This window comes from Curtobacterium sp. MCSS17_006 (assembly GCF_003234215.1).
Classification (GTDB): Bacteria; Actinomycetota; Actinomycetes; order Actinomycetales; family Microbacteriaceae; genus Curtobacterium; species Curtobacterium flaccumfaciens.
Genome location: NZ_QKSO01000012.1, coordinates 107,815 through 133,603, shown reverse-complemented (window position 1 = coordinate 133,603; position 25,789 = coordinate 107,815). Strand labels below are relative to the sequence as shown.

Below are 25,789 nucleotides of genomic sequence, written 5' to 3'. Positions count from 1 at the left end.
ACACCGACCCGACGGCGGTCTCCGTCCGGGTGCGTGTCGAGCACCCGGACGGAGACCGCCGTCGGGTCGGTGTGGTCGAGTGCCGGCACGTCGCTGCCGGGCAGTGCCGCAGCGGCGGCACCGGTGGCGATGGCCTGTGCGAGACGCTGCTCGGGTGAGGCTCCGGCGACCTCGGCGAGCAGGTAGCCGGCGAGCGAGGAGTCCCCCGCGCCGACGGTCGACCGGGCGACGATCTTCGGTGCAGCTGCGGCGAACGCGCCCTCGTCGGAGACCAGCACGGCGCCGGCACTGCCCAGGGTGAGCAGGACCGTGCCGACGTTCTTCCGCCGCAGCCGCTGGGCTCCGGCGACCGCGGCGTCGAGGTCGCGCTCGTACTCCTCGGGGTCGCCGCCGACGACCTCGGCGAGTTCCTCGGCGTTCGGCTTCACCAGGTCGATCCGTTCGCCCGACTGCAGCAGCGCGGTGAACGGCACCCCGGAGGAATCGACGGCGATCCGGACGTCGGCACCGTGGCGGGCACGGACGGCCCGGACGAGCACGGCGAGCGCGTCGTCGGGCAGGCCGGGCGGCAGCGACCCGGCGACCACGACCCAGCGGGCGGCGGGGCCGGTGGCGGTCGCAGCGGCGGTGTCGGCGACCAACGCAGCGAGGTCGTGGAGGCGACCGGCGAGCGAGGGCCCGGGTTCGTTGAGCTTCGTCGTGGTGCCGGTCGGTTCGGTCACGGTGACGTTCGAGCGGAGGGGCGCCCCGATCGGCAGCGCGGCCGTCGGGATGCCGCGGGTGGCCAGGCCGAGCAGGACCGGGTCGAGCTCGTCGCCGGGCAGGACGGCGACGGTGTCCCCGCCGCTCGCGACGACCACGCGGGAGACGTTGACGCCCTTGCCGCCGGGTTCCGCGGTGGACCGGGTCGCACGCTGGACGGCGCCGCGCTGCAGTTCGCCGGCGAGCTCGATCGTGCGGTCGAGGGACGGGTTCGGGGTGACCGTGACGATGCGGGCGTTCATGCGACGACCACCTCGACGTCGGCGTCGGCGAGCGCACCGGCGAGGTCGGCCGGGGGCTGTTCGTCGGTGACGAGCGTGTCGATCTCGTCCAGGCGCGCGAACCGCATCAGGGCCTCCACGCCGTGCTTGGCGGCGTCGGCGAGCACCACGGCCCGTCGGGCGGCGAGCACGTAGGCGCCCTTCACGGCGGCCTCGTACTCGTCCGGGGTGCTCAGACCGAAGCCGGCGGACAGGCCGTTCGTGCCGATGAACGCCACGTCGGGCCGGAGCGCGCCGATCTGCTCGACGGTGGCCGTGCCGACGGCGGCGCTCGTGACGCCACGGACGCGGCCGCCGAGCAGGTGCAGTTCGAGGTGCTCGCTGTGCTGCAGGGTCGCGGCGATCGGCACCGAGTTCGTGATGACGGTGATGGTCGAGCCGGCGACCTCGGGCTCCCAGCGGGCGAGCTCGGAGGCGACGGCGGCGCAGGTGGTGCCGGCGTCGAGGGCGATCGAGCCGGTGAAGGTCGGCGGCACCAGGCGCATCGCGGCGCGGGCGATGGCGGACTTCGCGGTGCCGTGCTGCCCCTCGCGCTCGGCGACGCTCAGTTCGACGACGCTCGAGCGGCCGACGGGGACCGCTCCCCCGTGCACCCGGCGCAGGACCCCGGCGGACTCGAGGGCGTCGAGGTCACGGCGAACGGTCTCGGTGGTGACGTCGAAGTGCTCGGCCAGACCCGCGACCGACACGCGACCGGCGGACTGCAGCTCGGCGGCGATGGCGGTGTGCCGCTCGGTTGCGTACATGCCCGAACTCCTTCGTTCCGTTGGGTTTCGAGCACTGTACGTCTGAAACCCACAAGAACGCAACCGTTCCGTCATGCAACCAACACGTCCACAGGTGCCGGCCGTCCGAGCGCTACCCCTTCACGGCGCCCGCCGTCATCCCGCTCACCAGCCGGCGCTGCACGATGAGGAAGAACACCACGACGGGGATCGAGAACAGCACGCTCGCGGCCATCAGCCCACCGAAGTCCGTGCCCTTGTTCGTCGAGAACCCGGCGAGCCAGACCGGCAGCGTGTACATCCCCTGGTCCTTGAGCATCACGTACGCGATCAGGTAGTCGTTCCACGCCGCGATGAACGCGAACACGCTCGTGGCGATGACCCCGGGCATGACGAGCGGGAACAGCACGCTCCACAGGATCCGGAAGGTGCCGGCGCCGTCGACCTTCGCGGCCTCTTCGATCTCGACGGGGACGGCCACGAAGAAGCCGCGCATCACCCAGATCGAGAACGGCAGCACGCTCGCCACGTACGCCAGGATCAGCCCGACGTAGCTGTTCAGCAGCCCCAGGGTCTGGAACGACAGGAACAGCGGGATGAGCAGCGCGCCCGACGGGATCATCTGCACGAACAGGATCGCGACCAGGATCGCCCGCCGACCCCGGAACCGGAACCGCGACAGTGCCGCCGACGCCAGGAACCCGACGACGATCGACAGCAGCACGGCCGCCACCACGACGATGGTGGAGTTGCGCAGGTAGACCAGGAAGCCCTCCTGCGTGAGCGCCCGCGTGAAGTTGTCGAGCGTCGGGTGCAGCGGCGCCCAGATCGGGATCATCGTGGTGACCTCGTCGGCGGGCTTGAAGGCCGTGTTCACCATCCAGTAGATCGGGAACACCCAGACCAGGCAGAACACCACGGCGATGGTGTTCGCGACGATGCGCGGCTTGCGTTTGCGCACCCGCACGGGGCCCGGCGCGGAGACGCTGCCCGCACGGGGCGCCGTTCTCGAGACGGTCACAGGTCCTCCTCACCGCTGCGGACGAGCCGGCGGATGTAGTAGCTGGTGAGCACCCCGAGGATCAGGGTCGAGATCACGGCGATCGCCGCGCCCTGCCCGTAGGCGTTGGACACGAACGACTGCACGAAGGTCCAGATGCCGAGGGTCAGCGTGGCCTCCTCCGGTCCGCCGCGGGTGAGCAGCCAGATCTGGTTGAAGACGTTGAAGTCCCAGATCACCGACAGGATCGACACGAGCAGCAGCGTCGGCGCGAGGGCCGGCAGCGTGATCGCGCGGTACATCGTCCAGACGGAGGCGCCGTCGAGCGCACCGGCCTCGTAGTACTCCGGCGCGATCTGGGACTGCGCGGCGTACAGCGTCAGCGCCACGAACGGCACGGCCTGCCAGATGACGAGCGTCAGCACGATCGTGTACGCCTGCCCCGGGTGCGACGCCCAGTTGTCCTGGGTGTGGTCGCCGAACACCCGCAGCTGCGTGATGATCCAGTTGAGCACGCCGTAGAACGGCTGGAAGAGCCACTGCCAGACCAGGCTCGAGGCCACGTTCGGCATCGCCCAGGCCAGCACGAGCACGACGCTGACGACCGTGCGCATCGCGACCCCGAGGCGGGTGAGCAGCTGCGCCACCCCCATGCCGATGACGATCGTTCCGAGGACCATCGCGCCCGTCACGAGCACGGTGCGCAGGATGACCGGCCAGAACGACGCGTCGGTCAGGACGTCCGTGTAGTTCGTCAGCCCGGTGAACCCGGCCTGCCCGGTGAAGATCGCCCGCAGCCCGTAGTCCTGGAACGAGATGACGACGAGCCGGACGAGCGGGTAGACGACGAGGGCCAGGAGCAGCAGTGCCGCCGGGGCCAACAGGACGAGCGGCGCCCGCGACCCGACCGGCGACCGACGACCCGCGCCGCGCCCACCCCGCGACGGCCCCTGAACCGGCCCGTCGCTCCGTCGGCCACGGGCCCGCCCGCCGCCGGCCCGCCCGCCGGTGACCGGCGCGGACTGCTCCGCGTCGGTCACCGGCTCCGCAGTGGACGTCATCGCCTACGGCTGCGCGTTCAGCGCGGTCGTGAGGTGCTTCGAGAAGCCCTCGGCGGCCTGCTCCGGCGACTTCCGGCCGGTGGCGACGTCGGCGAACATCGACTGGAACGAGGCGTCACCCTCGATGGTGGCCCAGCCCGGGGTGGCCGGGGTCGGTCGGCTCGTGCCGGCCGCCTCGAAGTACGGCTTGTGCAGGGTGTCGACGTCATCGGCCACGGCATCGAGCAGCTCGGTCGAGTTCGGCTCCCAGCCGTCCACACCGAACACCTGGTCCTGCTGGAACTCCTTCGAGGTCAGGATCTTCAGGTAGTACAGCGCGAGGTCCTGGTTCTTCGCCTTCGCCGGGATCCCCAGGTCGGAGCCACCGAGGAACACCGGCTGCGTCTTCCCCGCCGTGGACGACGGCATCGGGAACGTGCCGATGCGATCGGCGAGCTCCGGCTTCGCCGTGGTGATCGAGCCGATCTCCCAGGCGGACCCGAGGAACGCCGAGGTGTTGCCCTGTGCGAAGACGTCGCTCTGCGAGGGCTTGTCGGTGTTGATGTCCTGGGTGGACTTCGCCGAGTACGTGTTCTGGAAGTCCTTCCAGGCGGTCAGCCCCTTGACCGCGTCCGCGGAGTCGAGCGTGCCGGTCCACTTGCCGCCCTTGTCCGTGGCGATCTCGCCGCCGGCGTCCCAGACCCACTGCAGCCCGCCGTACCAGTACTGCCCGGGCATGTAGAAGGCGGAGAAGTCACTGGCCGGGTTGGCGGCCTTGACCTTGTCGAGGTCAGCGGTGAGCTCGTCGTAGGTGGTCGGCACGTCGGTCACACCGGCGTCCTTCCAGACCTTCTTGTCGTAGACCACGGCCCGGTTGCCGGCGAACAGCGGCGCCCCGTAGAGCTTGCCGTCGACGGTGGCGGGTCCCTCGAGCCCGGTGAGCCAAGTCTGGCCGTCCTTGAGCTCGTCGCGATACGGCGTCAGGTCGGTCAACCCGCCGGCTGCCGCGTAGACCGGCACCTGCGTGTTGCCGAGGTCGACGACGTCGGGGGCGTCGCTCTGCGCGAGCGCCGTGGTGAGCTTGGTGGTGATCCCGTCCCACTGCTGGGTCTGGATCTTCACCTTCGCCCCGGTGTCGGCGGTGAACTGCTTGCCGGCGGCGTCGAGCACCTTGTCGCTCAGGTCGCCGTTCATCATCCAGACGGTGATGGTCTTGCCCGTGCCATCGGGTGTGCCGATGGACTTCGTGCCGCCGTCGGAAGCGGCGTTGCTCCCGGCGGAGCACCCGGTGAGGGCGAGCGCGCCTGCGAGGGCGAGCGCACCGAGTGCGGCGAAACGCGTTCGTGTCACGATGACTCCCTTGGTCCGACCTTTATGAAAGGACGTTGCGTATTCGCAATAGAAGACCCTGCACGGCCCCTTGTCAACCGTTGGATCGGTCCCTGTGACCGCTTTCGATCCGCGTGTTTCCGGGGCATCACGGATGTCGAACAGATCGACGCAGATGCTTGACCAGGTGGTCATGACCAGGCATGATCTGCGACTCACGTCCGGCGTGCGGAAGCGACCGCCTGGAGGCCCGGTGCCGGTCCGCCGGACCGGCACCGGGCCTCCAGTGCGCGCGTCCACCGCACGCGTCAGACGGCCGCCAGGGCGGACGTCGGCGGGATCCGCGCCGCGCGTGCCGCCGGGTAGAGCCCGGAGACCCCGCCGATCACGACCGTGGCACCGAGTCCGCCGACGACGGCCCACACCGGCAGTGCGACCGGCCAGCCCTGCGTGACGGCGAAGACGACCGTCACCGCGACGCCGAGCACGACGCCGGCCAGCCCGCCGAGGAACGACAGCAGCAACGACTCGACCAGGAACTGGTCGCGGATGTTCCGACGACGGGCGCCCAGTGCACGACGGACGCCGACCTCGGCGCGGCGTTCCAGGACGGTGATCACCATCGTGTTCGCCACCCCGATGCCCCCGACGAGCAGGGCCACCCCGCCGATGCCGACCAGCAGCCCGGTGAAGGAGTCGTCCGTGGCGTCCTTCGCGGCCAACGCGTCCGACGGCCGTGTCACGCCGACGTCCTGCGGTGCCCCGGGTCGGACCGCACCGGCGAGCAGGTCCCTCGACCGTTCGACGTGCTCCGGGTCGACACGGGTGTAGACCGCGGTCGGCGCTTCGTCGAACCCGAGCTGCGCGGCGAGGGACCGCGGGACGAACACCTGGTTGTCGAGGTCCTCCGCGAGCTGGACGGGCCGCAGGATGCCCACGACCTGCACCCACTGTCCGCCCGTCCAGACACGCGTGTCGGCGAGCACCGTGTCGATGCCGAGCGCCGCAGCAGCGTCGGCCCCGAGCACGACCTGCGGCGGGGCACCCGTAGCGTCGTCGATCCAGCGGCCCGACGCGAGCTCCGCGCCGAGGACCCCCGGCACGTCGCCCCATGCCGCGAGTACCCCGATGCCCTTCGTCTCCGGCGCGGGGACCAGTGCGTTCCGGTAGACGCCCGTGTCCGGCACCGCGCCGACGGCGGCGGCGGCCCCGACGTCGTCCTGCCGCAGCACCGACTCGAGGGCGGTGGACGGCAGCGGCTCCGGCTCGCCGAAGCCCTGCGCCGGCGTCACCGTGAGCACGTTCGTGCCGAGCGCGTCGAGCACCTGGTCGACCTGCGCCTTGCTCGACGACGAGATCCCGACGACCGCGAGCATCGCCGCGATGCCGATGGCGATCCCGAGGGCGGACAGCACCACGCGACCCGGCCGGGTCCGCAGGCCGAACACGCCGAGCCGGAGCAGGTCCACCGCGCCCACGGACCGACGCCGGCTCATCGGGCGACCTCGTCGACGGCCGGCGCGACCTCGGGCTCGATCCGGCCGTCGCGCATCCGGACCTGCCGGGGCAGCGACGCAGCCAGGTCGAGGTCGTGCGTGATGACCACGACCGTCGTGCCCGCCGCGTTGAGCTCCCGCAGGAGTTCGACGACCGCGGCACCGGACGCCGTGTCGAGCGCTCCCGTGGGTTCGTCGGCGAGCAGGATCGTCGGGTCACCCACGACGGCCCGCGCGATGGCGACGCGTTGGCGTTCCCCGCCGGAGAGCTGGTGCGGTCGGTGGTCCACCCGGTGCGCCAGGCCCACGCGACCCAGGGCCTCGACCGCCAGACGGTGCCGCTCGCGCCGGGGCACGCCCTGGTAGAGCAGGCCGTCGGCGACGTTCTCGGTGGCGGTCGCGCCGGCTTGCAGGTGGAAGTGCTGGAACACGAACCCGATGTGGTCGGCACGGAGTCCGGACAGAGCGTCGTCGGACATCGTCGCGACGTCGTTGCCGGCGATCGTCACCGTGCCGGACGTGGGCCGGTCGAGGGTCCCGACGACGTTGAGCATCGTCGACTTGCCCGACCCCGACGGGCCCACGACCGCGACCAGTTCACCGGCGGCGACCTCGAGCGACACCCCGCGCAGGGCCCCGACGTCGCCGTAGGTCTTCACGACGTCGCGGAGCGACAGGACCGTGTCAGGACGGCCGCTCATCCCGGCACCACCACCCGCTCGCCCTCGCCGACCTCGCCCGTGATCGCCACGCGTCCGTCGGCCGTGAACCCCGGCACCACCGGTACCCGCTTCGTCGTCGCGTCGCGGCGCACCACGTCGACGGCGTACCCGCCACCGGAACCCGCGACGAGCGCAGCGACCGGCACGGACAGGACACCGCGCGCGGTGGCGCCCTTCGCCTCGATCTGCGCGGAGGCAGCGGCGGGGAGCTTCCGGTCTCCCGGTTCGAAGGACACGGAGACGTCGACCTGGTTGCCGCCGTCCTCGCTCGCGCTCGGGTGCGCGTCCGTGACCTCTCCGCGCAGCGTGTCACCGGTGCCGTTGATCCGGACGTCCACCTCCGTGCCGACCGCCAGCCGTTCCGCGTCGCGCTGCGAGACGGTCGCCGTGACGACGCGATCGGTGCTCGTGACCTGCAGCACGTCGCCGCCGGTCCCGGCATCCGGACCACCGGTACCGCGCACCCCGGCTCCGGCACCGGTCGCCTGACCGAGTTCCCCCTCGACGGAGGCCACCCGGACCGCACCGTCCACGAACGCGACGTCGTCCGCCGTCAGCACGCCGGTGACCCGATGCCCTCGGTCGGCCTGCCACTGCCGCACGGCACGCTCGGTCCGCGGTCCGAAGACCTCGTCGACCGACACGTCGTACCCGAGCGCTGCCAGGTTCTCGTTGAGCTGCCGGACGTCGGTGCCGTCGCGTCCCCGCGACAGGTCGCGCCACAGCGGCACGGTGCCGTACATCGAACGCACCTCGCGCTCGTCGACGGCGTACACGGGGTCGTCCCGGCGGACGACGTTTCCCGGCTCGGGCAGCCAGGTGATCGTCCCGGCGGCTGCTCCGGGAACCCCGGTCGGCGCCCCGTACCCGAGCGTCCCGGCGAACACCTTCGACTCGGTCAGGTCCCCCTTCGACACGGTCGCGGTCGCCCGGTGCGGCTGCCCGCTCGCCGACGCGGAGGCCGGCTCGTCGCGCTGCAGCCCCAGGACGGCCCAGGCGCCGGTACCGACGGCGAGCGCCGCCGCCAGACACACCGCCGTGATCGTGCGGCGGCGTCCACTCGGACGCGTCACGACGCGGCTCCGTCGCCGGCATCGGTGGCCTCGCCGCCGATCCCGGCGAAGGCCTCGTCGTAGCAGGTCCGCGCGACGTCGTCGAACGCCGTCTGGTCGTCGGGCTGGTACCCGGCCTTGGCCTCCTCGTCGTCGGGGTAGTCCTCGAAGCCACGGTCCCGGATGCACTCGGCGGCCTTCCGTTGCCGGTCTGCCGTACCTGGCATCTGCTTCGCCATAGATGCCTCCCCGGCACCGGCGGAGTCGTCGAGGCAGGATTTCAGGTCTGCCTGGTACTGGTCCTCGTCGACGCCGTCGGGCGCGCTCAGCTGGAGCGTCGTCCCCCCGGAGGACGGATCCGGCATGTCGTAGCCCTTGCCGCGCATGCACTCGGCGAGCGTCGCGCCCTTCGCCGCGGTCCCGGAGGACTTCGTGGACCCGGAATCCGGAGCGGCCGCCGAGCACGAGGCGAGCAGACCCGGCAGCAGCACCAGGGCCGCGGCGGCGGCGAGCAGGGAGCGGGTCCGACGAGCGGTGGTCGTGGTCGTTGCGTTCATGGTCCCAGCACACCCGATCGGCTGTTTCGCGCCGGGTACCCACCGGGTTACACCGACGAAACGTCGACGCGCACGGCGAGACCACCGGTCGGGCGCGCATCGATCGTCATCCGCCAGCCGTGCGCCTGCACGATCGAGGCGACGATCGACAGTCCCAGGCCGCTGTGCCGTTCGGCGGACGGGCTCGAGGGGCACCGGTGGAACGGCTCCACCAGGCGCGGGGCCTCGTCCTGGGGCACCAGCGGCCCGGAGTTCTCGACGACGAACCAGTCGCTCGTGGTGGTCACGCGGACGCACCCACCGGGTTCGTTGTACTCGACGGCGTTGCCGACCAGGTTCACGAGCAGCTGGCGGAGCAGCGTCGGCTCGCCGTCGACGACCAGGCCGGGAGGCCCGGTGCGGCGCTCGTGGGTCAGGGTCACCCCGGCGTCGGTCGCGTCCGTGGCCGCTCCTGCGACGACGTCGTCGGTCACCTCGTCGAGACGGACGGCGCTGGTCGCGCCCGCGAGTCCGCGATCGGCCTCGGCGAGCACGAGCAGGGACTCGACCAGGTGCTCCGTCCGGCGGTTCTGCTCGAGGAGCTGCTCGCGGGTTGCGCGCACGTCGTCGCGGTCGGCGTCGTCGTGCAGCCCGATCTGCACCGCGGCCCGTTGGACGGCGAGCGGTGTCCGGAGTTCGTGCGACGCCTGCGCCACGAACCGGCGTTGACTCTCGAACGCCGTCTCGAGCCGGTCGAGCAGGCCGTCGACGGTGCGGGACAGGCGCCGCAGCTCGTCGTCCGGGCCGTCGAGTTCGATCCGCTCGTGCAGGTTCGACGCCGTGATCCGGTTCGCCGTCGCGGTGATCCGGTCGATCGGTCGGAGCATCCGCTGGCTGACCAGCCACCCGACACCTCCGGCCAGCGCCCCGGCACCCGCGATGCCGACGGCGGACCACTGCCACTGCTGCACGGCGACGAGTTGGATCACCGTGACCGCCGACGGGTCGCGCCCACCGGCGCCACCCGGCTCCAGCGGTGCCGGCGAGGCGGCCGCGAACTCCTGCGCGGGTGTGGCGGTCCGCGCCGACGTGGTGTCGAGTCCGGCGCCGACCCCGGCCAGGGACATCACGTTCGAGAACACGACGACACCGGTCGCGAGCGCCATCGCTGCGAGCGCGAACGTCACCGCGGTACGGACGCGGATGCTCCAGGTTCGCCGGACCCGCCTCACAGGGAGTAGCCCCGGCCGGGCACCGTCCGGATCGGGTCCGGGTCGCCGAGCTTCTTGCGGAGCTTCGACATCGTCACCCGGACGGCCGCGGTGAACGGGTCGATGTTCATGTCCCAGACCTTCTCGAGCAGTTCCTCGGTCGAGACGATGCGGCCGTCGGCGCGCAGGAGCTCCTCGAGGACGCCGAGCTCCTTCGACGTCAGATCGAGCGGTCGGCCGTCGCGTGTCGCCATCCGTCGGTTCGTGTCGACGACGAGTCCGGCGCGTCGGAGGACGGGAGCGACCGGGGCGATGCTCCGGCGGCCGAGTGCGCGAATGCGAGCGACGAGCTCGGGGTACTCGAACGGCTTCGCCAGGTAGTCGTCGGCGCCGAGTTCGAGTCCGTGCACGCGATCGGCCAGGGCGGTCGCCGCGGTGAGCATCAGGATCCGGGTGAGGCTGCCGCGGGCCGCGAGCCTCCGGGCGACCTCGTCGCCGTGGAGCCCGGGGACGTCGCGGTCCAGCACGACGACGTCGTAGTCGTTGACGGACAGCAGTTCGTCGGCGTCGTCGCCGCGGTACGCGACGTCGACGGCCATGTCCTGGCGTGCAAGCCCCTTCGCGATCAGGTCGGCGAGGGCAGTCTCATCGTCCACCACGAGTACGCGCATCCGTATATTGCACGTGATGTACCCATGGAGCGGCTGAGAGGATCAGGCGTCGAACGGCACCTCACCGTGGTCACTGACGCCGGCACGCTGACGGTAGGACAGGTGTCCGCCGAGGTACCCGCCGACACTGACCACGGCGAGACCCGCGAAGCCCAGCAGCTTGCCGGCACCGTGGTTGCCGCGCTTCCGCTGCAGCCACGACAGGCCGTAGAGCGACAGGCCGGTCCAGTTCACGGCCTGGTGCACCCATCCGGTGCGGAGCTGCTCGCGGTTCAGCTCGGACCAGTCGACGTAGCCGGCGACCGAGGCGCTGCTCGCCGAGACGACCCCGACGCCGACCAGGGTCTTGGCGGCCTTCGCGTTGCCCTTCCCGCCGACCAGGTCGAGCACCGCGGCGGAGATCCAGGCACCGAGGGGCACCTGCACCATGAGCGGGTGGATCGGGTGGCCGAACGGCACGCCGTGCAGCAGCTGGCGCAGGGCCTTCGGCTTGGCGAGGGCGTTCACGACGGCACGGTCGATGTCGACGGCCTTGTCGAGCACGCTCGCGTGCTCGACGGCATCGGTGAGGCGACGGATCGCGCGGATCTCAGGCATGCCGTGGACGGTAGACGAACGGCCCGTCGCCGGTCCCAGGAACCGGTGACGGGCCTCCCGTCCGTCTTGGTGGACTACTCCTCGACGATCTCGGCCAGCTCGAAGGGCTCGACCGTCAGGCCGTCGCCGTCCGCGGCGACGTCCACCCGGACGGTGTCGCCGTCACGGACGTCACCCGACAGGATCGCGCGGGCCAACCGGTCGTCGATCTGCCGCTGCATCAGGCGACGCAGGGGCCGCGCACCGTAGAGCGGGTCGTACCCGCGCTCGGCCAGCCAGCCGCGTGCCTCGGGGGTGACGGCGAGCTCGAGTCGGCGGTCGGTCAGGCGACGAGCCAACCGGTCGACGTAGAGCGACACGATCTGCCCGAGGTCGTCGGCCGTCAGGGCCTGGAACACCACGATGTCGTCGAGGCGGTTGATGAACTCCGGCCGGAACGCCTGCTGCACGAGTTCACGGACCGCCTCTTCCCGCTGCGCGTCGCTCAGGGACAGGTCCGTCATGAACTGCGACCCCAGGTTCGACGTGAGCACGAGGATCGTGTTCCGGAAGTCGACCGTGCGCCCCTGGCCGTCGGTCAGCCGGCCGTCGTCGAGCACCTGCAGCAGCACGTCGAACACCTCGGGGTGCGCCTTCTCGATCTCGTCGAGCAGGATCACCGAGTACGGACGGCGGCGGACCGCCTCGGTGAGCTGTCCACCGGCCTCGTACCCGACGTACCCGGGCGGGGCACCGATCAGGCGGGCCACGGAGTGCTTCTCGCCGTACTCGCTCATGTCGATGCGGACGAGGGCCTTCTCGTCGTCGAACAGGAACTCGGCGAGCGCCTTGGCCAGCTCGGTCTTGCCGACGCCCGTCGGTCCGAGGAACAGGAACGAACCGGTCGGCCGGTCCGGGTCGGAGATGCCGGCGCGGGTGCGACGGACCGCCTCGGACACGGTGGTCACGGCGGTGCGCTGCCCGATGATGCGGCGGCCGAGCTCGCTCTCGAGGTGCAGGAGCTTCTCGGTCTCGCCCTGCAGCAGTCGGCCGAGCGGGATGCCCGTCCACTGCGCGATGACGGCGGCGATGTCCTCGTCGGTGACGCTGTCGTTCACCATCCGGTCGGCGCTCTCGGCCTGTTCGGCGGCGGCGAGCTCGGCCTCGATGCGGGGCTTCTCGCCGTACTCCAGGCGGGAGACGAGTTCGTAGTCGGCCTCGCGCTGAGCGCGCTGCGACCGCATGTTCAGGTCGTCGAGCTGCTGCTTGAGCTCACCGATGCGGTTGAGGCTCGCGCGCTCGGCCTGCCAGCGCTGCTCGAGCTCGGCCAGCCGTTCCTCGCGGGTGCGCAGCTCGTTGCGCAGCGTCTCGAGGCGGACCTTGGAGGCGTCGTCCTTCTCCTGCTTGAGCGCGAACTCCTCGACACGCAGACGGTCGACGTTCCGCTTCAGCTCGTCGATCTCGACCGGGCTGGAGTCGATCTCCATCCGGAGCCGGCTCGCGGCCTCGTCGATCAGGTCGATGGCCTTGTCGGGCAGCTGCCGGCCGGAGATGTACCGGTTCGACAGGCTCGCGGCCGCGACCAGTGCGGAATCGTTGATCGTCACCTTGTGGTGCGCCTCGTAGCGCTCCTTGAGCCCGCGGAGGATCGCCACGGCGTCCTCGACGCTGGGCTCACCCACGTAGACCTGCTGGAAGCGTCGTTCGAGCGCGGCGTCCTTCTCGATGTACTCGCGGTACTCGTCGAGGGTCGTCGCGCCGATGAGCCGGAGCTCCCCGCGGGCGAGCATCGGCTTGAGCATGTTCGACGCCGCGACGGAGCCCTCGCCGCCCCCGGCACCCATCAGGGTGTGCAGCTCGTCGATGAACGTGATGACCTGCCCGTCGGAGTCGTTGATCTCCTTGAGCACGGCCTTGAGCCGCTCCTCGAACTCGCCGCGGTACTTGGCGCCGGCGATGAGGGCGGAGATGTCGAGCGAGATGAGTCGCTTGTCCTTGAGGGAGTCGGCGACGTCCCCGGCGACGATGCGCTGCGCGAGCCCCTCGACGACGGCGGTCTTGCCGACGCCGGGCTCGCCGATGAGCACCGGGTTGTTCTTGGTGCGGCGCGTCAGCACCTGGGAGACGCGCCGGATCTCGGAGTCGCGGCCGATCACGGGGTCGAGCTTGCCGCTGCGGGCGATCGCCGTGAGGTCGATGCCGTACTGCTCGAGGGCGGTCTTCTGTCGTTCTTGCGAGTCAGGAGCGCCCTGGAGGTTCGCCATGCGTTCCGTCCTTTCGTTGCGGTGGTCCTGGAGTTGAGTCTACTCCACTCAACTTACGTCCGCGCGGGGGTATTCCGGATCCCGACCGCGCAGACGACGGCGCCGGCCGCCAGCAGGAGCGCCATCACCACCATGGCCCGGTGCAGCCCGTCGACGCTCACCTCACCGCCGAGCACCACGCCGGCCAGTGCCACCGTCACGAGTCCGGCGATCCGCGCGACCGCGTTGTTCACGGCCGAACCGGACCCGGCCTCGGACTGCGGCACCGATCCGAGCACCGCGCTGGTCAAGGGCGTGACCATCAGGGCGATGCCCACGCCGATCAGCACCAGTCCGGGGAACACCGACCACCAGTAGCCGTTCGGGTCGTCGCCGGCGAGCAGCAGCAGGAGCGCCCCGACCGCGCCGACCGCCGGACCCGCGGCCATGAACCACCGCGGGCCGTACCGACCGGCGAAGGACCCGACGGCGGTGGACAGCGCGAGCAGCATGATCGTCGGCGGCAGCGTCGCGAGGCCGGCGAGCCAGGCCGGGAACCGCCAGACCTCCTGCAGGAACAGGGTGACGACGAAGAACACCATGCCGAGCGCCCCGTAGATGGACAGGGTCGCGAGGTTGCCGACCGTGAAGTTCCGCGCCCGGAACAGCTCGAGCGGCACGAGCGGCGACCCCGTCGTCCGCGTCACCCGCAGCTCCCACGGCACGAAGGCCACCAGTGCGGCTGCCCCGAGCACGAGCGCGCCGACCACCACGGGCGCACCCCACCCCAACCGCTCCTGCTCGATGAGCCCGAGCACGACACCGCCGACACCCACCACGGCGAGCACGGCCCCGACGACGTCGATGCGCGGGCGGACAGCGGGGTGCACGTCGCCGGTGATGCGCAGGACCAGCGGGATCGTCACGGCGATCGGCACCGCGGTGAGCACGAAGACCCACCGCCACCCGATGCCGTCCACCACGAGCCCGCCGACCACGGGACCGAGGATCGTGGCCGCACTCGACCACGCCGTCCACGTGCCGATGGCCTTCGCCTGCGCCGCCCCGCGGAACGCGGCGACGATGAGGGCGAGCGCGCTCGGCATGACGAGCGCCCCGCCGACGCCCTGCAGCGCCCGGGCGACGATGAGCACCTCGCCGGTCGGGGCGATCGCGCACACCACGGACGCGATGCCGAAGACCACGAGCCCCCACGTGATGATCCGGACTCGGCCGAACAGGTCGGACAGGCTGCCGGCGACCAGGATGAGCGAGCCGAGGGTGACCAGGTACGCGTCGACGACCCACTGCTGCACGACGAGTCCGCCGCCGAGCTCCTGCCGGATCGCGGGGAGTGCGACGTTCACGACGCTCGAGTCGAGCCCGACGACGAACGACGCCAGGATCGCCACCACCAGCACGATCCGCCGGTCGTCCCGGAGCGGCGCGACGCCGTGCGGCACGGGGGCCGGAACGGGAGCGGGAGCGGTCATGTGCTCATCCTGCGGCACCGGGTACCCCGCGGTCGATCCCGCACGACGAAGCCCCCGCGACAGATGTGGTCGCGGGGGCTGCGGACAGGACGGGTCAGGGTGTCCTAACGCCGGGAGTCGGTGTTCGGCTGCGCGGTCGACCCCGGGTTCAGGACCGGACCGGCGGCGGGCTCGGCGGGGACGTTCTGGACGGTGCTGTTCTGCACCGTGCCGTCCGGAGCCGTGCCGTTGGCCTGGGCCTTCTTCTCGTCGTCGGACATCTCCTTCTTGAAGATGTTGATCGACTGGCCGAGGCCCTTGGCGAGCGCCGGGAGCTTGGTCGCGCCGAACAGCAGGATGACGATCCCGAGGATGATCAGCAGGTGAAGGCCGGTCAGGTTACCAATCATCATGACTCCTTGATCTGGAACTGGTCGCCGTCCGCTGATCGTCGTCGATCACCGCGGCGGAAGTCCGTGTCCCCCCATGGTAACTCCCCCGCCCCCGGATGCCCAGGCCGGCCCCCGGAACGGACACCGTTCGTCCAGGGAAGCGCTCCGGTCACCGCAGGACGCCGTCGATGCTCCACAGCACGGGCGCCTCGCGGAGCGCCGGGATGTCGGCCTCGGTCACACCGCCGAGCCGGAACACCACCCGCTCGCCGGGCAGCAGCGTCATGAACCCGCGGTCGACCGTGCCGTCCGCCGCGACCCGGTCCGGCTGCACCAGCAGGTCGCGGACGAGCGAGTCGGCCTCGACGGTCAGGTCCAGACCACCGTCGACCACCGCGAACGAGGTCCGGTAGCGCGCGGGCTCCCATCGCATCGCGGCGTCGGGACCAGGGGTCCAGACCGCGCGGCGCCAGTCCATGTCCGCGATGATGAGCTCGTTGGCCGGGTCGTCGACGACACCGACCGACTCGGGCAGTGCGACGACCGCGACGCCGGCGGACGACAGCCGGACCGGCAGCGACGCCTCGGCCAGGATCGTGCCGGCCGTGGTGATCCGGCGCACCCGCACCACGCTGTCGTGCCCGGTGCGGGTCGACCGGACGGCCACCTCGACGGGCGAGGACCCGAACGCACCGGGCGAGACGCCCAGCGAGAGCGTGTCCGCGAGCTCGCCCAGGTCAGCCGTCTCGCCGACCGCAGGCGACGCACCCGGGTGATCCGGGCCTCCAGTCCGCTCCGCACCCGGCGTCACCGAGACCGACGACACCGGACGGATGGTCAGCAGCACGTCGTCGTACAGGCGGCGCAGCTCGTGCGCCAGCGGCTTCAGGCGCCCCGCAGAGTCGATCGCCGACCACGACGACACCGGCCACAGGTCGTTCAGCTGCCACACCACCACGCCGGTGTTGCGCGGCCAGTGCGTGCGCCAGTGCTCGATGCCGGTCGCGATCGCCCGCGCCTGCTGCAGCTGCGTCAGGTAGTGCCACGCGTCGAACGCGGCCGGGTCGACCGCGCCGAAGCGCGGCTCCAGCCCGCGGGCCAGCTTGGCCATCCCGTCCGCCGCCTTCTGGTGGTGGACCACACCGGGCGAGTCGACCCGCAGCGGCGCGTCCGTGACCGCCTCGCGCAGCGTGCGCCAGGCGGGCGGCGCCTGCCAGCCGAACTCCGACACGAAGCGCGGCACCGACTCGCGGTAGGCGGTGTCGGGCAGCCGGTTCCAGACGTCCCACGAGTGGTGCGTCTCGTGGTCGACCTCGTTCGCGGGCAGCGACTCGGAGCCGGACCACGGCGACGCGACCGTGTAGAAGCGCGACGGGTCGACCGCGTCGACGATCGTCGGCAGCAGGTCGAGGTAGTAGTCGAGTCCCCAGCCACGATCGCCCAGCTCCGCACCCCAGCCGTCAGCGTCGTGCAGCCAGATGTTCTCGTTGTTGCCGTTCCAGACCACCAGCGAGGGGTGGCGGGCGAGCCGGGCGACGTTGTCGCGTGCCTCGGCGATGACCTCGCTGCGGATCGGCTCGACCTCGGGGTAGGCCGAGCACGCGAACGGGAAGTCCTGCCAGACGAGCAGACCGAGTTCGTCGCAGACCTCGTAGAAGTCGCGCGATTCGTACACTCCGCCGCCCCAGACGCGCACGAGGTTCGTGCCGAGCGAGGCCGCGGCACCCAGCCGGGACTCCAGTCGGGCACGGTCGACGCGCGAGACGATGACGTCGTCGGGGATCCAGTTGACGCCCCGGACGTCGATGAGCGTGCCGTTGACGTGCACGGCGAAGGGGCGGCCGATGCCGTCGACCTGGGTCTCGATGCGGGTGGACCGGAACCCGGTGCGGAACGTGTCGCGGTCGAGCACCTCGCCGTCGACGGTCTGCAGCTCGACCACGACGTCGTACTGCGGCTGCGCGCCGTAGCCGCGCGGCCACCAGCGCCGCGCCTCGGGCACGCGCACGGTGACGACGGTCTCGTCGTCCTTCGGGGTCAGCTGCGCGCGGGACCGCTGGCGCGTGGTGCCGCCGTCCTCGGTCTCGCCGCTCACGGTGACGACGAGCACGAGGTCGTCGTCCTCGCCGTCCTGGTCCAGGTCGTTCATGCCCGAGCGCTCGACGGTGATGTGCGCGTCGAGCACGCCCTCGCCGGCCTCGACGTCGACGAGCGGACGGACCTCGCGCAGACGCGCGGTCGTCCAACGCTCGATCGCGACCGGCCGCCAGGGGCCGCTCGTGACCGCCGTCAGGCCCCAGTCCCAGCCGAAGTTCGACGCCATCTTGCGCACGTACGGGAACGGCTCGTCGTACGGACCGGGCATGCTGCCGGCCTTCGCAGCGACCCGACCGGCCTCGCGGTACGGCGACTCGAACAGGATCTCGAGGTCCTTCGTGGTGCCACCGGACCCCGTCTGCACCCGGGCGTCGAACCGGTACCGGCGGTGCATGTTGCGGGTCGTGCCCACGACGACGCCGTCCAGGCTGAGCTCCGCGACCGTGTCCAGGCCGTCGCAGACCAGGTCGACGCGCTCGTGGCCCCGCGGGTCGACGTCGACCGTGCGGCGGTACGCCCAGTCGGCGCGGCCGACCCACTTCGCGGCCTGCTCGTTCAGGTGGAACGCCGGGTCCGGCAGCAGGCCCTCCCGCTCCAGGTCGGTGTGGACCTGACCCGGCACCGTCGCCGGGATGGTGCGGCCCGCGACGCCGTCCGGCGCACCGGTTCCTCCGGCCATCGTCACGGTCCAGTCGTCGCGGAGTTCCTCGCGTTCGAGGGTCATGCGGGTCCTTCTCTTCGGCGGCAGGGTGTCCGTCAGCCTCGGTCGGGGACGCCGACCGGCGGTCCGACCCGTGGCCGGTTCCCACGGCCTGGAGGCTCGGCACCGGTTGCCCGGGCGTCGTCACGTCGCGCGCACGAACGGGTTGCGCTCGCGCGAGGGGTGCTCGGCGATGCTAGTACGGGATGCTTTCGGCAACCTAGGTGGTGACAGGGGGCGGGTCGCGCGGGCAGGGTGGGAACGTGATCACCGTCGAACTCGCCAGGTCCCTTCGTGACGCCGGCCTCCGCTGGCACCCCGAGACCGGGGACCGGTTCGTGATCGACAAACCCGGCATCGACGACGACGTCTACACGGTGTCCGAGATGACCGTCGAACGGCACGACTCCCCCACCGGCACGATCCTCGGCTTCAACGGCACCACCGAGTGGGCGCTCGACTCGGTCACCGCCACCGAGTCGCTCTGGCTGCCCCGCGAGGACCAGCTGCGCGAACTGCTCGGGCCGTCGTTCATCGGACTCACCCGGGTGCAGGTCGGCGGTCGCGTGGTCTTCACGGTGACGGCGACGATCGGCGGCGCCGACCGCAGCTTCGCGTCCGAGGTGCCGGCGATCGCGTACGGCCAGGCGCTCCAGGCGTACATCACGGCTGCGCTCGCGTGAGCTGAGCTGAGCTGCGCAGCCTGAGCGGCACGCCCGGGGCCGCCGTTCCTGGGTGTCGGCGGAATGCGCGCTGAGGGGCGTTTGGTTGCATGGGTCCATGACCGTTCCGAACATCACCCTGAACGACGGCAAGACCATCCCGCAGCTCGGCTTCGGTGTCTTCCAGATCGACCCCTCCGAGACGAAGGCCGCCACACTGGCCGCGCTCGAGGTCGGCTACCGCCACATCGACACCGCCGAGATGTACGGCAACGAGAAGGAGGTCGGTGAGGCGATCGCTTCGTCCGGCATCCCGCGCGAGGAGATCTTCGTCACCTCGAAGCTCAACAACGGCTTCCACGATCCCGAGGCTGCACTGGAGAACGGCAAGAAGTCGGCCGACCTGCTCGGCGGCTACACCGACCTGTTCCTCATCCACTGGCCGCTGCCCACCGTCTCGGACTTCGTCCCGACGTGGAAGGCCTTCGAGGAGCTCTACGCCGCCGGTACCGCGCGGTCGATCGGTGTCTCGAACTTCCAGACCAACCACCTCAACCGCCTCGCCGCCGAGACGACCATCACCCCGGCGGTGAACCAGATCGAGGTGCACCCGTACCTGGCGCAGGACGAGCTCCGCGCCTACAACCGTGAGCACGGCATCGCGACCGAGGCGTGGTCCCCGATCGCGCAGGGTCTCGTCCTCGACGACGAGACCATCACCCGCATCGCCGCATCGGTCGGCAAGTCCCCGGCGCAGGTCGTCCTCCGCTGGCACATCCAGCGCGGCGACATCGTGTTCCCGAAGTCGGTCACCCGTGCCCGCGTCGAGGAGAACTTCGCGATCTTCGACTTCGAGCTCTCGGACGAGGACATGACGGACATCACGGCACTCGACAAGGGTCACCGCACCGGCCCGGACCCCGACACGTTCGACTACGTGCCGGCGTAGCCAGCAGTTTCCGAGGAGGGCGGTCGCGCAGTGCGCGGCCGCCCTCCTCTGCAGCTCCAGGGCAGACGCATTTGATATTCTAATTTCATGCGTTTTCCTATCCGGCCTCCCCATGCGCTCACCGCGATCCTCGTCGCCGTCGGCTTCGTCATCGGCGGCGGAGTCACCGCCGTCGGAAGCGCATCGCCGCCTTCCCCGTCATCGTCATCGACGGCGACGACGGGTCAGGCCTCGATCGTGCACACGGACGACGACCTCGCGACGACCGTGCGGGTCTGGGGCCAGGGCGACGCCGAGACGGAACGTCGTCGCGAGGGCCGCAGCTACCGGCACAGCGACCTGCAGCCGGCTTCGCGCTTCGCACCGAAGGGCACCGAGATCGAGGTCACGCTGCCGCAGGGTGCACCGGCGATGCAGTTGGGCATCGGCTTGTACGGGAACTACGGCGCGTACAACGAGGGATCGGCGGTCGGCATCAAGACCTTCCCGGTCACCGAGGGGACCACCACCGTGACCGCACCGGTGGACGGGCTCGTCTACCTGATCGACCGGTCCCCGTCCGGCTCGCACGACGTGACCGTCCGTGGTGGCGAGGCGTTGCCCGTCTTCATCCGCGACACCACCTCGAACGACGAGTTCGCGCGCGACCGGGCCGCGCACCCGGATGCGTCCTTCGTCACCCTGATCGGCGACCGGACCTTCGCGGAGCCGCCGAGCGGCGTCTTCTACCGGATCCCCGACGACATCACAGCCCGAGTCGCACTCTGGGACCGGGTCGTCGCACTCACGAACGACCACTTCGGACTGCTCGACGACGCCGTGGGACTCGCCCGCAAGTCTCCGCAGCGCCTGCACATCACGACCCCGGACACCGGCGGCGCCTACGCGAGCGCCGGGAACGACCGCATCACGATGCCGCTGAAGAGCGGCGCAGCGTCCGAGCTCCTCGCGGCAGCACCACGGGACATGTGGGGATTCTGGCACGAGGTCGGCCACACCTACCAGACGCCGGCGTACAACTGGGCGGGCATGGGCGAGGTCGTGGTGAACGCGTCCGTGCTCGACGTGCAGCACGCGATCAGCGGTGAGAACCGACTCGACCGCCAGAACGCCGCCGACGTCGCCGCGTTCTTCGCGAAGCCGCTCGACGAGCGCACGTACCACTCCCAGAACGGCTGGGTGAAGATCCTCATGTTCGATCAGCTCCGTCGGGGCTTCGGCGAGCACTTCTACCCCAGGCTCAACCAGGCGCTCCGGACCGGGCTCGCGCTCGGCGAGGTGAGCACGCCCGACAACGGCGACTCGAAGCACCAGCTGTTCGCGCGGACCGCCGCGACGATCGCCGATCGTGACCTCCGCCCGTTCTTCGCCGAGTGGGGATTCCCGCTCTCTGCTGAGACCTCGGCGGCACTCGCCGAACTCCCCCCGCTCACCACGGACATCTGGGAGAACCGGACGTCGGCGACCGACCGACTCGACCACGACCTCGGCCCGTACTCGGTCCCGGTCGGACGCATCACCGGAGACCAGCCGTCGGTCGTGGTGGGACAGCAGCGCCTCGACCAGGCCCCCGAGGTCACCGACCTGCAGAACACCGACGGCCATGGCGTCCCCGAGTACGCGGGACAACTCGTCTCGGCGGCCGCTCCCGGCGCCGGCACCCTGCTGGTGGCACTCCGGAACGACTCGGGCATCCGCGAGGTCCTGTCGCGTCCGGTGACCGTGGAACCGGGCAACATGTTCTCCTTCGACGGCCTCGCCGACCGCAACGTCATGCGGCTGGTCACGGACCCGAGGGACCACGTCCTGCGACTCTTCGCCGGCACCACCTACACGGCGCATGCATCGTGGGGCAGCAGCGAGTACGTCGGTTTCACCCTCCGCAGCGCGGATCGCCGGGAGCAGATCGGCACGTGGTCGGTCCGCGGCAACGAGACGGCCCACGCCTTGGCCTCCGGTTTCGCGCAGGCGTACGAGGACGGTCAGGTACTCGAGGTGCGCCACGCCGAAGCACGCTCACGCCTCGATCGCTGGGCCGACAGCGCGCTCCAGCCGACGGACCCCGCCACGGTGCAGCGGTACCGGATCCTGGACGGTCGCTTCGAGCCGATGGCCGCTGACCCGATCACCCCGAGCGCGGCTGCCTCGGTGGCGCTGTCCCGACGCACGGACACGCGTGTCGAAGCGCGACTCTCGACCACGCGGTCGATCGAACAGCTCAGCGCTGCGGTGACCCTGACCGCTCCGGACGCGACGACCTTCACTCCCGGCCAGACCACCCTGATCGCCGAAGTCCGTCGTCCGAACGGTTCCTGGACGCCCGAGACCCGCCTGGACCTCGGAGGGGTCTCCACGGACGAGTCGGGCACCGTGCTCACCGCCACGCTGGATCCGGTCGCGATCGACCTGCCGTCCGGCACCCTGATCCGTTGGTCACCGCTCGTCCGGGTCGTCCCCGGGGCTCCGGCCGGGTCAAGCGGGCTCGGCTACGTCGTCGCGGGCACGGTCGACGGGGTCGCGACGCGCGTGGTGGGGTGAGCGCCGACCAGGCAGCCCCGCCCGCTACGCGCGGCGCGAGGCGGTCACGGTGAACCGGTCGGTCCGGAGGACCTGACGCGTCGGTCCCACCGCGCGCTCCAAGGACGGCCGGTAGCGCAGGTGCGAGTTCCAGACACACCACAGTTCACCGCCGGACTGGAGGATCGTGGCCGCGTTCCGGAACATCGCCTCGGCGGCGTCCGTGGTCACCGTGGTGTCCGCGTGGAACGGCGGGTTGCACAGCACCAGTTGCGCGGAGCCGGTCGCGAGCTCGTCGCCCGCGTCGGCCCGCAGGACGGTCACCCGCTCGGCGACACCGTTCGCCTCGGCGGTCGCCCGCGTCGACTCGACCGCGATGCGCGACACGTCGGTGGCGACCACGCGGACGTTCGGGCGGCGCAGCGCGATCGCTGCCGCGATGACCCCGTTGCCGGAGCCGAGGTCCACCACGGTGCGCGCCGACGGCACCGCAGCGTCCATCGCCTCGAGCAGCACCCGGGTGCCGTGGTCGAGCGATGTCCCGGCGAACACACCGCCGTGGGCGACCAGGGTCATGCCGAGGTCGTCGACGTGCACCGACCGCGGCCAGGGGTTCGTCGTTGCGGCACGGTTGGCCTGCGCCTTCAGGGGGTCCTGGGCGATGAGCAGACGAGACTTGCCCCGCCCCCGCGACGCCGTGACGTCCCCGAAGGACCGGCGCAGCACGTCGTTCTGCGTCACGTGCATGAACTTCACGTTGCCCCCGCAGAGCAGCACGACGTCAGGCGCGGCGAAGCGGGCGACCGCGCGGGCGATCTCGTCGAGCCGGTCGTGCGACTTCGACAGTCGCAGCACCACGAGCCGGACGTCGCGGAAAGCGTCCTCGAACGAGTCGGGGTGGTGGAACCCCCGAAGCCCGAACGTGCCGGCATTGGCCTCGAGCGCGCGCTCCCCGACCAGGGAGTCCTGCACGACGCGGATGTCCGACGCGCCGTACTGCGTGATGAGACCGAGTGTCAGCACCCCGAACCGGTCGTCGACCACAGCGACCTCGCCGGGCTGGCGCAGCGCGTCCCCGTGCACGTGCGGCGCTTCGTCGAGCAGGAAGCGGTCGGTGCCGTCGATCGCGATGAGGTCCGGCGCGTCGTCGTCGCGTCGGCGGAAGAGGTCGGCGAAGTCTGGCACCGCGTCAGCGTACCCGGAGCCCGACCCGAGCCGGTGGACATCGCACTCGCGATATGAACAGGATGTGTATTTCACATGTCAATACACTGAGACTTCCCCCATCGAAGGAGCCCTCATGGCACCCACCTCGTTCCGGAGCGCCGCAGTCGTCTGCGGCGTCCTCACCGCCTCCCTCGGCTTCGGCCTCCTCACCCCGGCCACGGCGACCGCGGCCACCGCCCCCTCCTCGACACCGTCGACCAGCGCCTCGGTCACGTCCAACCCCGACTTCGACTCGCTCCCGGTCGACCCGAAGCTGTCGGCCCCGCAGTTCCTCACCGACTGGAGCACCCCGTACGGGTCGCGGATCGTCGGTGGGTACGCCGGTGGCGACGACGCGTGGCTCGTCATCGGCAACACGGCGCATGCCCGCGGGCAGGGCCCGGGCGCGTTCTTCCTGAACGTGCAGGACCGCCACCAGGACGAACCCCTCGAGGTGATCCGCGTCCACACCGCTGCCGACGGCACGCAGACGCGCGGCGAGCGCGTCCCGATCCCGCGCACGATCCGCGTCGACGGGATCCAGCGCGAGAACACCTTCACCCCGGGCAAGGTCGACTTCACCGGCACGGCGACCGCTGGCGCGGTCATCACCGCGACGGACACGACCAGCGGCAAGACGCTCTTCCACGCGAAGGTCACTGACACTCGGTCGGGCATCGGCACCTGGAGCGCAGACGCAGTGCTCTCGGACAGGGGCCACGTGATCACCCTGTCGCAGTCCACCACCGACGGACTGACCAACGAGCTCCGCGGCGTCACGTACTCACCGGCGAAGTCCGACACCCCGAACGCGCCCACGCACGAGGTGACCCAACGAGGTCTCGACGGTTCGTTCGTCGTGTCGGGGGCCTTCGACTCGACCGTGGGTTCGGTCGACGTCGAGGACGAAGCCGGCGCGACCATCGCCGAAGCAGACCTGAACCCCACCGGGTACGCGGTGCGACTCCCGCAGGACCGCATCGGGTCGACGGTCTACGTCGTCGGCCGTGCGGCTGACGGCACCCCGTCACCCCGGGTGGCCGTTCCGCTCGAACAGCTGCCCACCGACGCGGATGCCGCGACCCCGTCCCTCCGTTCCGTGTTCGTCCACCCGAACGGACGCGTGCAGGTGGTCGGCGAGAACGACGACGCACCCGGGCTCTGGATCCTCGACGGCGACCGCGTCGTCGGGTCCGTCAGCCGTGGTGACGCAGGGTGGAGCTACACGATCGATGCTGACTCGACCGACAAGCAGCTCGACATGGTGAACCTGGTGTTCGACGGCCGCGACTTCGCCGGACTGTCGGAGCGCGTGCACCTCCCGCGTCTGCTGCAGGTCGACGGCATCGCAGACGACAACACCTACACACCGGGCGCGCGGGCCTTCTCCGGCAAGGCCGAGGCCGGCGCGACCATCACCGCGACCGACAAGAACGGCAAGGAGGTCTTCGAGGCGAAGGTCACCGGCGCACGTTCGGGCGTCGGGACGTGGAAAGCCGACGCCGACCTGACCAGCCGCGACGGTTACGAGCTGACGTTCACGCAGACGACCTCCGACGGCCGCACGTCGGTGATGCGGAACATCGCGTTCACCGCCGAACCGCGGGAGGTCCTCCCGGCGACGGTCGCGACGAAGTCCGTCACCGCGGGCATCTCGAACCACTTCACCGGCACCGCGACCCCGGGCGCCACCATCCGCGTCCTCAACCCCAGCGGCACGCAGATCGTCCCCGGCACCCACGACGTCGCCACCGACGGCAGTTGGGAGTTCGACCGCGTCGTGTCCAAGGGCGCCACCAAGTTCGACTTCGTCATCGAACAGACCGTCGACGGCACCGTCACCAAGAGCCGCACCTACTCGCTCGCCGCCTCGGCTGTGCGAGATGCGACCGTGACCACGAAGTCGGTCACCGCCGGCGTGTCGAACCACATCACCGGCACCGCGACCCCCGGCGCCACCATCCGCGTCCTCAACCCCAGCGGCACCCAGATCGTCCCCGGCACCCACGATGTCGCCCCTGACGGCACGTGGTCCTTCGACCGGGTCGTCTCGAAGGGAGCCAGCAAGCTCGACATCGTCATCGAACAGACGGTCGACGGCACCCCGAAGAAGTCCGGCACCTTCTCGCTCGCGGCGAGCTGACAGCCGA

At 71.0% G+C, this 25,789-nt stretch carries 21 protein-coding genes; 4 read left to right on the top strand and 17 right to left on the bottom strand.

From position 1 onward, the window contains the following. The 16 genes from DEJ21_RS12780 to DEJ21_RS12710 all read right to left on the bottom strand — a co-directional run. Positions 1 to 1,004 (bottom strand): 1-phosphofructokinase family hexose kinase (locus tag DEJ21_RS12780; protein WP_111224819.1); only part of this gene is annotated, 1,004 nt, incomplete at its 3' end. Beyond that, entirely contained in the window at positions 1,001 to 1,789 is a 789-nt protein-coding gene (locus DEJ21_RS12775; protein ID WP_071404329.1) for a DeoR/GlpR family DNA-binding transcription regulator, read from the bottom strand. The genes DEJ21_RS12780 and DEJ21_RS12775, both read right to left, overlap by 4 nt. A 112-nt stretch (positions 1,790 to 1,901) precedes the next feature. Next, positions 1,902 to 2,789, bottom strand: a complete 888-nt coding sequence (locus DEJ21_RS12770; RefSeq protein WP_258375044.1) for a carbohydrate ABC transporter permease — start codon at positions 2,787 to 2,789, stop codon at positions 1,902 to 1,904. Then, positions 2,786 to 3,829, bottom strand: a complete 1,044-nt coding sequence (locus DEJ21_RS12765; RefSeq protein ID WP_111224818.1) for a carbohydrate ABC transporter permease — start codon at positions 3,827 to 3,829, stop codon at positions 2,786 to 2,788. Before DEJ21_RS12765 ends, DEJ21_RS12770 begins: the two co-directional genes overlap by 4 nt. 3 nt (positions 3,830 to 3,832) lie before the next feature. Beyond that, positions 3,833 to 5,158, bottom strand: coding sequence for a sugar ABC transporter substrate-binding protein (locus DEJ21_RS12760; RefSeq protein ID WP_220036575.1), 1,326 nt, complete (start codon positions 5,156 to 5,158; stop codon positions 3,833 to 3,835). A 287-nt stretch (positions 5,159 to 5,445) separates the two neighbouring features. Beyond that, a complete protein-coding gene (locus DEJ21_RS12755) occupies positions 5,446 to 6,633 on the bottom strand; it encodes an ABC transporter permease (RefSeq protein WP_181435873.1) in 1,188 nt (395 codons plus the stop codon). Beyond that, positions 6,630 to 7,334 carry an ABC transporter ATP-binding protein gene (locus DEJ21_RS12750; protein WP_111224816.1) on the bottom strand — a complete coding sequence of 235 codons (705 nt, stop codon included), beginning with the start codon at positions 7,332 to 7,334 and terminating at the stop codon, positions 6,630 to 6,632. The genes DEJ21_RS12755 and DEJ21_RS12750 overlap by 4 nt, the downstream gene beginning before the upstream one ends. After that, positions 7,331 to 8,428, bottom strand: a complete 1,098-nt coding sequence (locus DEJ21_RS18275) for a peptidoglycan-binding protein (RefSeq protein ID WP_181435872.1) — start codon at positions 8,426 to 8,428, stop codon at positions 7,331 to 7,333. The genes DEJ21_RS12750 and DEJ21_RS18275 overlap by 4 nt, the downstream gene beginning before the upstream one ends. Beyond that, positions 8,425 to 8,964 carry a hypothetical protein gene (locus DEJ21_RS18270; RefSeq protein WP_181435871.1) on the bottom strand — a complete coding sequence of 180 codons (540 nt, stop codon included), beginning with the start codon at positions 8,962 to 8,964 and terminating at the stop codon, positions 8,425 to 8,427. Before DEJ21_RS18270 ends, DEJ21_RS18275 begins: the two co-directional genes overlap by 4 nt. Before the next feature lie 47 nt (positions 8,965 to 9,011). Further along, positions 9,012 to 10,130, bottom strand: coding sequence for a HAMP domain-containing sensor histidine kinase (locus DEJ21_RS12740; protein ID WP_111224814.1), 1,119 nt, complete (start codon positions 10,128 to 10,130; stop codon positions 9,012 to 9,014). Between the two features lie 41 nt (positions 10,131 to 10,171). Then, positions 10,172 to 10,825, bottom strand: coding sequence for a response regulator transcription factor (locus DEJ21_RS12735; RefSeq protein WP_111224813.1), 654 nt, complete (start codon positions 10,823 to 10,825; stop codon positions 10,172 to 10,174). Positions 10,826 to 10,867: 42 nt separating this feature from the next. Then, positions 10,868 to 11,422: a DUF2231 domain-containing protein gene (locus DEJ21_RS12730; RefSeq protein WP_071404319.1), complete on the bottom strand. Its 555-nt coding sequence runs from the start codon at positions 11,420 to 11,422 to the stop codon at positions 10,868 to 10,870. A 74-nt stretch (positions 11,423 to 11,496) separates the two neighbouring features. Continuing rightward, positions 11,497 to 13,665: an ATP-dependent Clp protease ATP-binding subunit gene (locus DEJ21_RS12725; protein ID WP_111224812.1), complete on the bottom strand. Its 2,169-nt coding sequence runs from the start codon at positions 13,663 to 13,665 to the stop codon at positions 11,497 to 11,499. A 53-nt stretch (positions 13,666 to 13,718) separates the two neighbouring features. Beyond that, positions 13,719 to 15,137: an MFS transporter gene (locus tag DEJ21_RS12720; protein ID WP_111224811.1), complete on the bottom strand. Its 1,419-nt coding sequence runs from the start codon at positions 15,135 to 15,137 to the stop codon at positions 13,719 to 13,721. 104 nt (positions 15,138 to 15,241) lie between these two features. Beyond that, a complete protein-coding gene (tatA, locus tag DEJ21_RS12715; RefSeq protein ID WP_111088581.1) occupies positions 15,242 to 15,526 on the bottom strand; it encodes a twin-arginine translocase TatA/TatE family subunit in 285 nt (94 codons plus the stop codon). A 151-nt stretch (positions 15,527 to 15,677) separates the two neighbouring features. After that, a complete protein-coding gene (locus DEJ21_RS12710) occupies positions 15,678 to 18,329 on the bottom strand; it encodes a glycoside hydrolase family 2 protein (protein ID WP_111224810.1) in 2,652 nt (883 codons plus the stop codon). Positions 18,330 to 18,568: 239 nt separating this feature from the next. On the opposite strand from DEJ21_RS12710, the gene DEJ21_RS12705 reads away from it, so the two are divergent. The 3 genes from DEJ21_RS12705 (at position 18,569) to DEJ21_RS12695 (ending at position 22,454) form a co-directional block, all read left to right on the top strand. Beyond that, positions 18,569 to 18,988 (top strand): hypothetical protein, encoded by a 420-nt coding sequence (locus DEJ21_RS12705; RefSeq protein WP_027464885.1) that lies wholly within the window; start codon positions 18,569 to 18,571, stop codon positions 18,986 to 18,988. Positions 18,989 to 19,085: 97 nt separating this feature from the next. Further along, positions 19,086 to 19,916, top strand: a complete 831-nt coding sequence (locus DEJ21_RS12700) for an aldo/keto reductase (protein WP_111224809.1) — start codon at positions 19,086 to 19,088, stop codon at positions 19,914 to 19,916. A gap of 87 nt (positions 19,917 to 20,003) precedes the next feature. After that, on the top strand, positions 20,004 to 22,454 hold the full coding sequence (locus tag DEJ21_RS12695) for a M60 family metallopeptidase (protein WP_111224808.1): 2,451 nt from the start codon (positions 20,004 to 20,006) through the stop codon (positions 22,452 to 22,454). A gap of 24 nt (positions 22,455 to 22,478) precedes the next feature. On the opposite strand, the gene DEJ21_RS12690 is transcribed toward DEJ21_RS12695, so the two are convergent. Next, positions 22,479 to 23,618 (bottom strand): class I SAM-dependent methyltransferase, encoded by a 1,140-nt coding sequence (locus DEJ21_RS12690; protein WP_111224807.1) that lies wholly within the window; start codon positions 23,616 to 23,618, stop codon positions 22,479 to 22,481. 115 nt (positions 23,619 to 23,733) lie between these two features. Between DEJ21_RS12690 and DEJ21_RS12685 the strand changes: the two genes are divergently transcribed. Then, complete coding sequence (locus DEJ21_RS12685; RefSeq protein WP_111224806.1) at positions 23,734 to 25,782, top strand: hypothetical protein; 2,049 nt, start codon at positions 23,734 to 23,736, stop codon at positions 25,780 to 25,782. Positions 25,783 to 25,789: the final 7 nt, after the last annotated feature.

Bases quoted from the DNA above. Each gene is read 5' to 3' on its own strand.
- DEJ21_RS12775 (WP_071404329.1), bottom strand. From the start codon at position 1,789: ATGTACGCAACCGAGCGGCACACCGCCATCGCCGCCGAGCTGCAGTCC.
- DEJ21_RS12765 (WP_111224818.1), bottom strand. From the start codon at position 3,829: ATGACGTCCACTGCGGAGCCGGTGACCGACGCGGAGCAGTCCGCGCCG.
- DEJ21_RS12755 (WP_181435873.1), bottom strand. From the start codon at position 6,633: ATGAGCCGGCGTCGGTCCGTGGGCGCGGTGGACCTGCTCCGGCTCGGC.
- DEJ21_RS12750 (WP_111224816.1), bottom strand. From the start codon at position 7,334: ATGAGCGGCCGTCCTGACACGGTCCTGTCGCTCCGCGACGTCGTGAAG.
- DEJ21_RS18270 (WP_181435871.1), bottom strand. From the start codon at position 8,964: ATGAACGCAACGACCACGACCACCGCTCGTCGGACCCGCTCCCTGCTC.
- DEJ21_RS12735 (WP_111224813.1), bottom strand. From the start codon at position 10,825: ATGCGCGTACTCGTGGTGGACGATGAGACTGCCCTCGCCGACCTGATC.
- DEJ21_RS12730 (WP_071404319.1), bottom strand. From the start codon at position 11,422: ATGCCTGAGATCCGCGCGATCCGTCGCCTCACCGATGCCGTCGAGCAC.
- DEJ21_RS12725 (WP_111224812.1), bottom strand. From the start codon at position 13,665: ATGGCGAACCTCCAGGGCGCTCCTGACTCGCAAGAACGACAGAAGACC.
- DEJ21_RS12720 (WP_111224811.1), bottom strand. From the start codon at position 15,137: ATGACCGCTCCCGCTCCCGTTCCGGCCCCCGTGCCGCACGGCGTCGCG.
- tatA (WP_111088581.1), bottom strand. From the start codon at position 15,526: ATGATTGGTAACCTGACCGGCCTTCACCTGCTGATCATCCTCGGGATC.
- DEJ21_RS12710 (WP_111224810.1), bottom strand. From the start codon at position 18,329: ATGACCCTCGAACGCGAGGAACTCCGCGACGACTGGACCGTGACGATG.
- DEJ21_RS12700 (WP_111224809.1), top strand. From the start codon at position 19,086: ATGACCGTTCCGAACATCACCCTGAACGACGGCAAGACCATCCCGCAG.
- DEJ21_RS12695 (WP_111224808.1), top strand. From the start codon at position 20,004: ATGCGTTTTCCTATCCGGCCTCCCCATGCGCTCACCGCGATCCTCGTC.
- DEJ21_RS12685 (WP_111224806.1), top strand. From the start codon at position 23,734: ATGGCACCCACCTCGTTCCGGAGCGCCGCAGTCGTCTGCGGCGTCCTC.